At 43.1% G+C, this 13,228-nt stretch carries 10 protein-coding genes; 9 read left to right on the plus strand and 1 reads right to left on the minus strand.

The annotated features are described in order from the left end of the window. Genes ftsY through OKIT_RS04295 form a run of 4 tightly spaced genes read left to right on the plus strand, consistent with a single transcriptional unit; the run spans nt 1 to nt 5,312 of the window. Nucleotides 1–1,107: a signal recognition particle-docking protein FtsY gene (gene ftsY, locus OKIT_RS04280; RefSeq protein WP_007745639.1), complete on the plus strand. Its 1,107-nt coding sequence runs from the start codon at nt 1–3 to the stop codon at nt 1,105–1,107. Nucleotide 1,108: 1 nt separating this feature from the next. Then, nucleotides 1,109–1,423: a YlxM family DNA-binding protein gene (gene ylxM / locus OKIT_RS04285; protein WP_007745640.1), complete on the plus strand. Its 315-nt coding sequence runs from the start codon at nt 1,109–1,111 to the stop codon at nt 1,421–1,423. Continuing rightward, nucleotides 1,423–2,928 carry a signal recognition particle protein gene (gene ffh / locus OKIT_RS04290; RefSeq protein ID WP_007745641.1) on the plus strand — a complete coding sequence of 502 codons (1,506 nt, stop codon included), beginning with the start codon at nt 1,423–1,425 and terminating at the stop codon, nt 2,926–2,928. Before ylxM ends, ffh begins: the two co-directional genes overlap by 1 nt. Beyond that, the gene (locus OKIT_RS04295) at nt 2,925–5,312 is read left to right on the plus strand and encodes an endonuclease MutS2 (protein WP_007745642.1); all 2,388 of its coding nucleotides are present in this window, start codon (nt 2,925–2,927) and stop codon (nt 5,310–5,312) included. Before ffh ends, OKIT_RS04295 begins: the two co-directional genes overlap by 4 nt. On the opposite strand, the gene OKIT_RS04300 is transcribed toward OKIT_RS04295, so the two are convergent. Then, nucleotides 5,309–5,752: a flavodoxin domain-containing protein gene (locus tag OKIT_RS04300; RefSeq protein WP_007745643.1), complete on the minus strand. Its 444-nt coding sequence runs from the start codon at nt 5,750–5,752 to the stop codon at nt 5,309–5,311. The genes OKIT_RS04295 and OKIT_RS04300 overlap by 4 nt on opposite strands. Nucleotides 5,753–6,273: 521 nt before the next feature. Between OKIT_RS04300 and thrS the strand changes: the two genes are divergently transcribed. From thrS to OKIT_RS04325, 5 genes are all read left to right on the plus strand, one after another. Then, nucleotides 6,274–8,262, plus strand: a complete 1,989-nt coding sequence (gene thrS / locus OKIT_RS04305; protein ID WP_007745645.1) for a threonine--tRNA ligase — start codon at nt 6,274–6,276, stop codon at nt 8,260–8,262. Then, nucleotides 8,259–9,599, plus strand: coding sequence for a C1 family peptidase (locus OKIT_RS04310; RefSeq protein WP_007745646.1), 1,341 nt, complete (start codon nt 8,259–8,261; stop codon nt 9,597–9,599). The genes thrS and OKIT_RS04310 overlap by 4 nt, the downstream gene beginning before the upstream one ends. Before the next feature lie 222 nt (nt 9,600–9,821). Beyond that, complete coding sequence (locus tag OKIT_RS04315) at nt 9,822–11,036, plus strand: SAM-dependent methyltransferase (RefSeq protein WP_036594064.1); 1,215 nt, start codon at nt 9,822–9,824, stop codon at nt 11,034–11,036. Between the two features lie 160 nt (nt 11,037–11,196). Further along, a complete protein-coding gene (locus OKIT_RS04320; protein ID WP_007745648.1) occupies nt 11,197–11,730 on the plus strand; it encodes a hypothetical protein in 534 nt (177 codons plus the stop codon). A 490-nt stretch (nt 11,731–12,220) separates the two neighbouring features. Next, the gene (locus OKIT_RS04325) at nt 12,221–13,162 is read left to right on the plus strand and encodes an ABC transporter ATP-binding protein (protein WP_007745649.1); all 942 of its coding nucleotides are present in this window, start codon (nt 12,221–12,223) and stop codon (nt 13,160–13,162) included. Nucleotides 13,163–13,228 lie beyond the last annotated feature (66 nt).

Here is a 13,228-nt window from a genome sequence, read left to right on the forward strand (position 1 = left end):
ATGAGTTTATTTGACCGCTTATTAGGACGAAAAAAAGACGAAGAAACCCCGCAGAAGACCTTTTTAGGTAAAGTTAAAGATGCTTTGGCGCCTTTATCGGCTGATGAAGATCAGACCTTAGCAGAGAACAAACCAGCTTCGACGCCGCAAAAGCCCGCAGAATCTGATTCTGCCAGCAGCGAAGATCATTACGAAGCTGGTTTAACCAAAACACGGTCAAGTTTTGCTGAAAAATTCCAGTTGTTAATGGCCAATTTCCGCGCCGTCGATGAAAATTTCTTTGATGAGTTGGAGGAGACTTTGATTGCGGCTGATGTCGGTTTCGAAATTGCCTTAAAAATATCAGATGAACTCCAAGATGAAGTGCGTTTGAAAAACGCGACCAGCAAAAAAGAAGTTCAAGAAACGATCATTGAAAAATTGGTCGACGTTTATGACCAAGCCGGCAATGGTGAAGATAACAGTATGCACATGGCTGCCGCTGGTAATCCTTCGGTCTTCTTATTTGTCGGCGTCAACGGCGTTGGTAAGACAACTACGATTGGCAAAATGGCTCAATTGTACCGTCAGCAAAGCAAAAAAGTCTTATTGGCCGCTGCTGATACCTTCAGAGCTGGCGCGACCGAGCAATTAGTTGAATGGGCAAAACGTGATCAAGTCGATGTTGTGACGGGAAAAGAAAAATCCGATCCAGCTGCTGTGGTATTCGACGCTGTTAAACGAGCTGTTGACCAGCACTATGATATCTTATTCGTGGATACAGCCGGTCGTTTGCAAAATAACGAAAACTTGATGCGTGAATTGGAAAAGATGAAAAAAACGATCACGCGCCAGCTGCCGGAAGCCCCGCAAGAGGTATTGCTGGTCTTGGACGCGACGACTGGTCAGAATGCCTTGCAGCAGGCGCGCCTTTTCAAAGATTCGACTGACGTGACCGGCTTGGTGCTGACTAAATTAGACGGCACGGCTAAAGGTGGTATTGTTTTAGCTATCCGACAGGAATTGCATTTACCGGTCAAATGGGTCGGTTTGGGTGAAAAAGTCACAGATTTAGCGCCCTTTGATGCTGATCAATTCGTTTATGGTTTATTTAAGGATTTAATTTAATTTGAAATTAGCGGAAAAACAATTATCAACAGAACTGTTAGCTTTTTATGGCCCTTTGTTGTCCGATAAACAACAGGACGGCCTGCAGGCATTTTTAATTGATGATTTAAGCGTGTCGGAAATTGCTGAAAACGACGAAATCAGCCGCCAGGCGGTGTTTGATCAGTTAAAACGCGCGCTTGATAGCCTGCAGGAATTTGAATCTAAGCTGCACTTAAGAGAAAATTATCTTGCACGCAGAAAAATCGAAACACAGCTGCAAGAAAAATTTGATCCGCGTTTACTAACTACTTTAATTGATTTGGAAGAAAAATAATGGCATTTGAGAATCTAACATCCAGAATTCAAACAGCAATGAAGAACCTGTCCGGCAAGGGCAAAGTTTCTGAAGGCGATCTTGATGAGACCTTACGAGAAATTCGTCTGGCTTTATTAGAGGCCGACGTTAATTTAAAAATTGCCCGCAGTTTTATTGCTCAGGTACGAGAGAAGGCTTTAGGGGCCAAGGTTCTTGAGGGTTTAAATCCGTCAGAACAGATCATTAAAATTGTTAACGACCAACTGACTGATATGATGGGTGCTCAAGCGGTGCCTCTGAATAAGTCGCCAAAGATTCCAACGGTGATTATGATGGCTGGGCTGCAAGGTGCTGGTAAGACGACAACTGTTGCTAAGCTGGCTAATAAGTTGAAAAACGACAACCATGCTCGTCCACTATTAATTGCGGCCGACGTTTACCGTCCAGCTGCGATTGAACAGTTACAGACTTTGGGTCGCCAGCTGTCAATCCCTGTTTTTGATCAGGGTACTGACGTTGATCCGCGTCAGATTGTCAAGGATGGTTTAAAACAAGCTGATCAAGAAAAAAATGATTATGTTTTCATTGATACGGCTGGGCGTCTGCAAATCGATGAACTTTTGATGCAGGAATTAAAAGACATCGAAAAAATTGCCAAACCTGACGAAATCCTGCTGACTGTCGATGCCATGACCGGACAGAACGCGACCGAGACAGCTCAGGGCTTTAATGATGCTTTGGGTATTACGGGTGTCGTTTTGACCAAGCTGGATGGCGATACACGTGGTGGCGCTGCGTTGTCGATTCGTGAAGTCACTGGTAAGCCAATTAAGTTCGTCGGTGAAGGCGAAAAAGTGACTGATCTGGATGTTTTCTATCCTGATCGTATGGCCAGCCGAATTCTGGGCATGGGCGATATCCTTTCTCTGATCGAGAAAACACAAAAAGATGTTGATGCAAAACAAGCAGCGGCGCAACTACAAAAGCTGCAGGAAAACAGTTTTGATTTCAATGACTTTTTAGATCAGCTCAAACAGGTTCAGAACATGGGCCCAATGGAAGACATGCTGAAAATGATTCCTGGTATGGCCAATAATGCGGCTTTGGCGCAAGTTCAAGTTGGTCCCAAAGACTTCGCTCACATGGAAGCGATTGTTTATTCGATGACACCGGCCGAAAGATTGGACCCGGAACTGCTATCACCGGCACGCCGCCGCCGGATTGCTGCAGGATCTGGACGGCCTGTGATTGATGTCAATAAAATGATCAAGCAGTTTAAACAAATGCGGCAGATGATGTATAAGTTCACGAATGGCAAAGGCGGATTGCCTGCCGGCATGGAAGATATGCTTTCGGGCGTTGATCCCAGTGCGTTAGGTGCTGATCCAGCACAAATGGGCGGTATGATGCCGAGTTTTCCTAACCAGGGCGGGTTTGGTGGTAAAGTCGCCGATTTCGCCATGAAGCGTGCCTTTAAAAAAATTCAAAAAGCTAAGAAAAAGCGAAATAAAAGACGCAAATGAATACAAAAATTTTAACAACTTTAGAATTTGATGAGATTAAAAATCGACTCGATTCTTTTTTAGTAACAGCTAAGGGAAAGGAAAAACTCGCTCAGCTGCTGCCATCCGGAGATGCACAGCGAGTCAGTATTCTGTTAGGGCAGACTGACGATGCTTTGTTAATCGACCGTCGGCGTGGTGGATTGCCAATCAGGGCGACTAACGACCTCACAGAAATTTTCAAACGTATCAAGCTTAAAGCAGTGCTGGCTTCCAGTGAATTGGCTGACTTAAATGCTTCATTGCAATCCAGCCAAGCCGTGATTGATTTCTTTCAAACGATTAAAGACGAAATCTGGTTTGACAATCTGCAGCAGATTTTGTTTCTCGTGAATCGTTTGACTGATTTTTCTCAATTGTCCCAAAGACTGGATCAAACGATTGATGATCAAGGAAAAATGTTGGATACCGCATCGAAAAAGTTGGCGCATATTCGCAAAAACACTCAATTAACCGAAACAAATATTCGTGAACTGCTCTTAAAAATGACCAAGGGCAATGATGCCAAATATCTTTCAGAGAACGTGATAACGACAAGAGACGGTGTTTTGGTGCTGCCTGTTAAAGCTGAAAATAAAAAACACTTTGGCGGTGTTGTCCATGACCAAAGTCAGTCGGGCCTGACTTTGTATATCGAACCTGAAGCAGCTGTTTCGCTAAATGACCATTTGCATGATTTGGAAATTGATGAACGGCGTGAAATTAATGCCATTCTGATCGATATTTCTCAGTCGCTTTTCCCGCTGTATGAACAATTGAAATTAAATAACGAGCTGATTGGCGAACTGGATTTGATTCAGGCAAAAGCACGGCTGGCCAATACAATGGACGCAATCAAGCCGCAAATTAATAGCGAAAAAGAGATTGATCTGCAAGCTGCGCGTCATCCTTTGCTGCCTAGTGATGCCGTGGCAAATGATATCAAATTAGGCCATGATTTTATTTCTCTGATTATCACAGGGCCTAATACCGGTGGTAAAACAGTTCTGATGAAAACATTGGGCCTGTTGCAGCTGATGGCGCAATCCGGTATTTTCATCACGGCTGATAAGAATTCGTCAATTTATGTCTTTGATAATATTTTTGCCGATATTGGGGATGAACAAAGCCTGGAACAATCCTTATCGACTTTCTCATCGCACATGATGAATATTAAGGAAATTATCGCTGATTCTGATACTGATTCCTTGGTCCTGCTGGATGAATTGGGGGCTGGAACGGATCCAAGCGAAGGTGCTGCCCTAGCCATGGCCATTGTCGAGAATTTATCCGAGCGGAAAATTCTGAATCTGACGACGACTCATTACCCGGAATTAAAAGTTTTCGCCGATCAAAAGCCCTTTGCCGTCAATGCCAGCATGGAATTTGATTTGAAAACTTTGAGACCGACTTATCGTCTCTTGATTGGCATTCCGGGCCAGTCTAATGCGATTACGATTGCTCGCCGTTTAGGCGTTGATAAACGGGTATTGGAGCGGGCTGAAGCCTATGTCGATCCCAAAGATCAAGAATTGAATAATTTGATTCAGGGGCTGGTTTTTCAAAGACAGGATCTCGATCAGCAGCAAGAGGACTTGCAAAGACGCCTAGCTGATGTCAATAGCGAAAAAGAGAATCTGGATCGTCAAAGTAGTGAACTGGAACAATCCAAGGCTAAATTACTGCTGGACGCAAAAAATGAGGCGAATCACATTGTGGCTTCTACTCGCAGTGAATCCAAAAAATTACTGGACCAAATTCGCAGCGAGCGTTTAAAAGCCGGCCAAGGATCGGGAAAAAATGAGCAGGAACTGAACCGGATCGTCAATCAGTTTGACAAGCTTAGGCAAAATGATTCCCTTGAAAAGAATAAGGTGCTGCAAAAAGCTAAGCGTGCCAAACAGTTCCGTATCGGTGAGGATGTCATGGTAACTAGTTATCATCAGCCTGGCCGGATTACGGACAAGGTTTCCAATCATGAATGGCAGATTCAAATGGGTATTTTGAAAATGACCGTCCACGAAAACGATTTGGAAAAACTACCGGAAAGCCAAGTAGAAAAAATAGCCAAAAGCAAGCCGGCCATGCACAATACGCGTGTCGTCAAAACGGCCTCACGCAATGTTTCCGGACATATTGATCTGCGCGGCGAGCGTTACGAACAAGCGATGATGGATTTGGATCATTATATTGACCAAGCCATGCTGAATAATATCGACACAATTGAAATCATTCATGGCAAGGGCACCGGCGCATTAAGAGAAGGTGTCACTCAGATGCTGCGCTCAGACCGCCGCATCAAGCATTATGAATTTGCCAATGCAAACGGCGCTGGGGATGGTGCTACAATCGTTGAATTAAATTAATTTTTGGCGGCCAGTAGTTCGCTGACAAATTTATGAATCGTTGGCAAATCATCATCGTCAATTGCCAACTGGATTTTCACCGGTGCTGTCGCGAGATTAGCGCCGGCTTTTTTGACTTGATCGGCAAACTTTTCGACCGCTTTGCCGTAGTCTTTGCCATAAAATTTATCCCCGGATCCGATGACACCGCAGACCTTGTTTGACCAGTCTGCTGTATTTAAATCGTCAAAAAAGTCCATTGATTCATCGGGCACGGTGCCTTTATCGTAAGTATAGGGAACGATAACAACGATATCCGACTTGTTTAAGTCGGAAAGCTCAGTCTCCTCAAATTCATGAATATCGGCCTCATAACCTTGTTTGAAAAATTCATCGTCCAAGGCTGTGACGATGGTTTCACTATTTCCTGTAATCGTTGTGTAAATGATATCTATCTGCATAGTTTCAATTTTAACGAAGAGCAGTCGATTTTAAAAATTGCAAGCGCTTACAAAATATGTTATATTAACAACAGGCAATGAGTTGGTGCATCAACTGATAACTGATGCGATCCTAGTAGCCGGCAATCTGATAACTTGACTATTTCGAAATACTGTTTTTCGACCAAATGATACCTGGATGATTGCAAGGCTGTTAAGCATGATAGAGCTCATTGCAAAATCTATCTATAAAATAGTGCCTGCCTTCGGGCAGGTTTTTATTTGCGCAATTAAGGGCTTGCAAAGGTGTCATTCCGGGTTATACTTATAGACATCGAGACCAGAAGCCGCAGTTGTTTGTTACAGAAAATCGGGATTGATGAAAGCCGATACAGATCAACGCGAAACTGACTAGCTCTAATAAATCACAAATAAAAGACCAAAGAGGTCGCCGTTGTCATGGCGATGAAGTTGGGTGGTACCGCGTTGAAAGACGTCCCTCACTAGTTTTAGCGAAGGGCGTTTTTATTTTTTGAGGAATTATGGCAGATTTTAAATTAACGATGCCCGATGGCAGCATTAAAGACATCAATCAAGAAACAACTCCAATGCAGATTGCTCAGGCAATCAGCCCGTCACTGGCCAAAAAATCAGTAGCAGCTCGAGTGGATAAGCACTATGTCGGCATGAACGAAGCAATTCGCTTTAGCGGTCAATTTAAATTAGTCACAAAAGACGAAGACGAGGCTTTGGACATTTTGCGGCACTCAACCGCGCACTTGCTGGCTCAAGCTTTGCGCCATCTGCACCCGAAGATCCATCTAGGTGTCGGCCCATCGATTTCAAACGGCTTTTATTACGATACAGATGATTCTGGTGAATCAGACAAACAAGTTGCGGCAGACGAATTCCCGGCTATCGAAGCTGAGATGGCTAAAATTGTCAAAGCAGATTTGCCGATTAATAATCGTCCCGTTTCACGTCAAGAAGCTTTGCAAATTTTTGCTGATGACCCATACAAGGTAGAGCTGATTAATGATCTTCCTGAAGACGAAGAAATTACAATTGCTGTTCAAGGCGATTATACAGATCTTGACCGTGGTGGTTTGGTGCCGTCGACAGGCTGTATCAAACATTTTGCACTGTCTTCAGTGGCCGGCGCTTATTGGCGCGGCAAATCGGATAACCCAATGATGCAGCGTATTTACGGTTTGTCTGAATGGACGGCTGAAGATCTGCAGGCTCAACAGACAGCTATTACAGAGCGCAAAGAGCGCGATCACCGGACGATCGGCCGGCAAATGGAGCTGTTTTTCACGAACCAGGAAATTGGTGCCGGTTTGCCTGTCTGGCTGCCAAATGGTGCTGCGATTCGTCGTACGATTGAGGACTATGTGGCTGAAAAAGAGCGTGAGAATGGTTATCTGCATGTTTACACGCCGGTTGTTTCCAACCTTGATCTCTACAAGCGTTCTGGACACTGGGATCATTATCGTGATGACATGTTCCCGCCGATGAAAGCCGATGATGGCGAGGAGTTGGAGCTGCGTCCGATGAACTGCCCATCGCATATCGAAGTCTTCGAACATGAACCGCGTTCATACCGCGACCTGCCTTACCGCATTGCTGAATTCGGCCAGATGCACCGTTGGGAGAAATCTGGTGCCTTGACTGGCCTGTCGCGTGTTCGTGAAATGACGCTCAACGATGGCCACACGGTTGTCGCACCTGAACAAGTTGAATCTGAATTCAAGGAAATTCTGCGTTTGATCCGTGAAGTTTATGCTGATTTTGGTTTCACAGACAAAGATTATCGTTTCCGCCTTTCATACCGCGATCCGAAGAATACGAAGAAATATTATGACGATGACGCCATGTGGGAGCATGCACAAGCCGCTTTGAAACGCGCGATGGACGACATGCACTTGGATTATTTTGAAGCCGAAGGCGAAGCTGCTTTCTACGGGCCAAAGCTTGATATTCAGTTCCGTACAGCTCTGGGCAACGAAGAAACCATGTCAACGATCCAATTGGACTTCTTATTGCCAGAACGCTTTGACATGAAATATACGGGTGAAGACGGACAAGACCATCGTCCAGTTCTGATTCACCGTGGCGTTGTCGGTACGATGGAACGTTTTGTGGCTTTCTTAATTGAAAAATACAAGGGTCAATTCCCGACTTGGCTGGCACCTGTACAGGCTGTGATTATTCCAGTTAATTACGGTGCTCACGGCGATTACGCGCAAAGTATTTACAGCCGCTTGATGAAAGACGGCCGCCGGATTAAGTTTGACAAGCGTGATGAAAAACTGGGATATTTGATTCGTGACGCGCAAGTCAGTCTGAAAACACCTTATATCCTTGTTGTTGGGGACCAGGAAGTGCAGAATGGGACGGTCACAGTTAGATTACGCGGCAGCGATAAGACACAAGAAATGTCTGTCGACGAGTTCGAAAAGCTGATTAATAGCGATGTGGCTAATTACTCAAAGGGTAGCGAAAAAGTGCAGGAGATGTTAAGTAAATGACAGAAATTTCATTGGAGCAGATCAAAGATTTCGACAAAGGTTTGAAAAGTTTTCCAGCCGCTAATGCGATTCATCGTGCCATCAGCAGCAACGGTATCAATAAAGCGACTTTAGACCCTAAAGCGGCGATTCAGTCCCAGCCGGTTTTTTCAGTCGAGGTTAAGACAGGAAAAGTTGCCAATCAGATGGCCTCAGGCCGCTGCTGGATGTTTGCGGCTTTGAACACGATGCGGCATCATACAGCTGATTTATTCAATATTTCAGACAAATTTGAATTGTCGCAGAGTTACACTTTTTTCTGGGACAAATTTGAAAAAGCGAATTATTTTTACAATAATGTTGTGAAAACAGCTGATTTACCGCTTGATGACCGCAAAGTTTCCTATTTGATGGCAACGCCTCAGCAGGATGGCGGCCAGTGGGATATGATTTGTGCCATTATTGAAAAATACGGCCTTGTGCCACAGAGTGTTTTTCCTGAAAGCTATGATTCCAGCCACTCATTTCCTCTGAACCGGCTTTTTAATCGTAAATTGCGCAAAGATGCTGTCGAATTGCGTTCCTTGGCTGCACAGAAGTCTAATCAAGCTGAAATTGATGAGAAAATCAAAGAATTCAATTCAGATAACTATCGTTTGCTGAGTTTGGTTTTTGGCGATCCGGCTGATGTTGCTCACTTTGACTTCGAGTATCGTGACGAAGATAAGAATTATCATCTAGAAAAAGGTTTGACACCAAAGAGCTTTTTTGAGAAGTTTGTGAATCAGAACTTAGAAGACTACGTCTCGATCATTAATGCGCCGACGGCCGACAAGCCATACAACAAGACCTATACGATTGAAAATCTTGGCAATGTTGTTGGCGGCCGTGAGGTCAAACATTTAAATGTTGAGCTGGATACTTTCAAGCAATTGGCTGTTTCTCAATTGAAGGATGGCCAGTCTGTCTGGTTTGGTGTCGATATGGGTCCTCAGGTGGATCGCGATTCTGGCATCATGGATTTGGATAACTTTGCTCAAGAAGATGCCTTGGGGATTGATTTAGGACTTTCTAAGGCTGAGCAGTTAGATTACGGTGATTCTTTGATGACCCACGCCATGGTTTTAACTGGTGTTGATTTGGATGAGAATGGCAAGCCTTTGCGCTGGAAGGTGGAAAATTCCTGGGGCGAAAAAGCCGGGAAAAACGGCTACTTTGTCATGTCTGACGCCTGGATGAGCTTGTATGCCTATCAAGTTGTTGTCAATAAAAAATACTTGTCGCCAGAGCTTGTTCAAGCTCAAAGTGCCTCACCGAAAATTCTCGATCCGTGGGATCCAATGGGTGCGCTGGCTTAAGTAGATTCTTCTAAAACCGCACCGTTGTGCGGTTTTTTTATTTGCTAGAATTTTATGGTTTGCAGTCTTGCCGCCCTTGGCGTTAGAATAATCTCATGCCTGATGCTAAATGGGCGACTATCCAAAAGTAAGATGGCTGATATTTTTAATATTCAGTCAAAGTTTTTATCAAAAATGAACCAAAGTAGATCTTTGAAAGATTGCTTTTTTGATAGATTCATCATGAAAAATATAAATGGAGGAAACGATTTGGTACTTGAAAAAACATTATATCGTGAGCTGTTCAATCACGCTTTTGCTAAAAGCATCAAAGTGAATTATTGGGATGATACGACAGAGTCATATGGAGAAGGTGATCCGCTTGCAACGATATCTATCCATAAACCTATTCCGATTTCCGATCTCACGAGTCAACCGACACTGACCTTAGCTGAAGCTTACATGAGTAAGCAGATTGAGGTTTCTGGATCGGTTCAGGAATTGATTGCGGCTGCTTACCAGGCCCACGGCAGTTTTTTGACCAGTGCAAAATTTGCTAAGTTTTTGCCAAAAATGTCTCATTCAAGAAAAGCCAGCAAAAGCGAAATTCAAAGTCACTACGATATTGGCAATGATTTTTATGCTAAATGGTTGGATCCGACCATGACCTATTCCTGTGCCTACTTTAAATCCGACAGCGATTCATTGGAAGAGGCACAGTTGAATAAAGTTCATCATGTTTTAAATAAATTGGACGCTCAGCCGGGCCGTCGCTTAGTTGATATTGGCAGTGGCTGGGGCACGTTGATTATGATTGCGGCCAAGGAATATGGTTTAAAAACACTTGGCGTGACCCTTAGTCAGGAACAATACGACTATACACAGGCTCAGATTAAAAAAGAAGGTCTGGAGAGTCAGGTTGAAGTACGATTGATGGATTACCGTGATCTGAAAGGCGAGAAATTTGATTACGTGACCTCGATTGGCATGTTTGAGCACGTGGGTAAAGAGAATTTAGCTGAGTATTTGCAGGTTGTCAAAGATATCTTAGTGGATAACGGTGTTGCCTTGATTCACGGGATTACCGGTCAGCATAAAGGTGTGGGTGTCGATCCCTTCTTGAATAAGTACATTTTCCCAGGCGGATACATCCCTAACGTCGAAGAAATGCTGGGCCATGCGATGGACGCTGGTTTACAGTTGGACGACCTTGAACCATTACGGCGCCATTATCAAAAGACTTTGGAAATTTGGCATGCTAATTTTAAAAAAGTCTACGATCAGGTCATTGATTCCTATGGTGAGCCCTTCGCTCGCATGTGGGATCTGTATTTGCAGGGGGCTGCTGGCTCTTTTGAAGGCGGTAATATTGACGTGATGCAGTTCTTGATTTCAAATGGCGCTAGTTCGACCGGCTTGCCGATGACACGCAAGTATATTTACGCAAAAGAAGATTGATTTGGTAAACACTCTGGGAAGAGTGTTTTTATTTGCTCAATTTTCACAAGTTGGTTAATAAATTATATAATGAACGTGGAACCTGAATTGTTAGCGCTTACATAAGAAGAAGTGCCTACGTGTCGGGTAATTATTATTAAACGGTATCTCGGAGGTCCACATGAACTTTATTCGTGACCATACAATGTATGCCGCCATTTTTGGATTTTTTGCTTTTGTCTGGTTTGGCTGGGCACAGGAAAATCCTCGCCCGGAATGGCGTTGGTGGCTGGCTATTTTGTCAGTTGTGGCTTTAGGAATTGCGATATGGGGTGGTATTTTAAGCGTGTACCATTGGCATGATGCTTCGGCTTTAAGTGAAGGAAAAAATTTTGTTTGGTATCTGATTTTTTTCTATGCGGAACTGTTGTTTGCAGTCGTTGGTGTCATACTGCTGGTGTATTTGAAGCAAATGAGTTGGACCGTGGTTTGGGTCAGTGCGGTTGTAGCGATTCATTTTATTGCTTTGGCTTTTGTTTTTCAGGATTCAGGATTATTTATTCTGACGGCGGCGATGCTGTTGGTAACGCTGCTGGCTCATCCTATTGCGACCTATTTTCAGGTTGCTAATAGCGCAATAACGGGTATTGGAAACGGTATTCTGCTGGTTATCTTTGCTGTAAGAGGGCTGATTTTGTTTTTCCGGGCCGGCTGATAAGTCAACAAAAAAGCGTTCTAGACGAACGCTCTTAATGTTTGATATAGCTCCAATGGGAATATTAAAACGCTTATATACCAACGTTTTCAAAGATTATGTGCAGAAAGTGTGCAGATTCAGATACAAAAACCGGTCAATGTTGCCTTTGTTCTTCAAGAACCCACCAAGCCCCCTGTGGATATTTAGTCGAAGTACGACATTCTTGCAAATAGGCTGCAGCAGTTTGCTGCTCGCCCCAGGCATCATAGCCCATCATAAAATTGGAATGAGTTCGGTTGATAGTGCTTTTCTTAGTTTTTGCAATAGAACATTTTCCTCTTGATACTAGATTATTTAATAAAAAAATTCCCAGATTAATCTGATTATATACACCTATGAGGCAGATTAGACTTATCAATGTAGATCTAATCAGTTATTTTATCTTTTAACAATTCTTTGTGCTTTAATAGAACTAATTAACAGAGGTAAGTTAGGTGAGAGGGTGACGATGACTTTGGATAATACTGCGGAACTGTCTAATGAAGAAAGTGGTTTATCAGTTAAAAATCTGAACAAGAGTTTTAAGGCCAAAAAGCAGCAAAAAGCTATTCTTAAAGATCTTAATTTTATGATTCCGGAAGGGCAAATAACAGCCTTTTTGGGACCAAATGGCGCCGGAAAAACAACAACGATCAAAATTCTTTTGGGATTGATCAAACCAAGCTCCGGAGATATTCGATACAAGGGCAACGAGAAATATTTAAAATATACAGGAGCAGTTTTAGAGGGCAGTCGAAACATTTACTGGCGGCTTTCAGCAGTTGAGAATTTTGAGTATTTTGGTGCTTTAAAGGGATTGAACAGAAAAAAATCCATAGATAACGGTCTCTATTTCTTAAAACTATTCGACCTTTATGATAAAAAAGATATTGATACCAGGTCCCTTAGCCGTGGTCAACAACAAATAGTAGCTATTTGTTGTGCGCTGCTCAATTATCCGAAAATTCTCTTTTTAGACGAACCAACATTGGGGCTGGATCTAAAAGCATCTGAAAAAATTCAGCTGATCCTTAAAGAATTGTCTCAGAAAAATAAGATGGGTATTTTCTTGACGACCCATGAAATTAAAATTGCACAAAATATATCTGATCACGTTATTTTTCTGGATAAGGGCAGCATCATTTATAAAAACAAGACCTCGCAAATCAAGGATAAGGCTGAGCGGACTGAATATTTGCTTGATTTTAAAAGACCACTCTCAAACACAGAACTAAAAACTATTCGATCCTTTGGTCAGCTGGCTGTTGATGAAAATAAGAAATACCTAATCAGCTTAGATCATCAAGTCAGCTTTCAAACCTTCTTGATGGCAGTCAGCCGGCTTCCCGTTTGCGCTATGCAGCAGAAGAGTTTAGATTTAGAAAGTTTATTTAAAAGATATATCAAGTGATTTTTCTAGGAGAAGAAAATGTTGGGACTTATCAGCGGAGAATTCAGACTAAGTAAAACGATTTAT

Origin of the sequence: Oenococcus kitaharae DSM 17330 (assembly GCF_000241055.1) — a bacterium.
In the GTDB taxonomy this organism is placed as follows: Bacteria; Bacillota; Bacilli; order Lactobacillales; family Lactobacillaceae; genus Oenococcus; species Oenococcus kitaharae.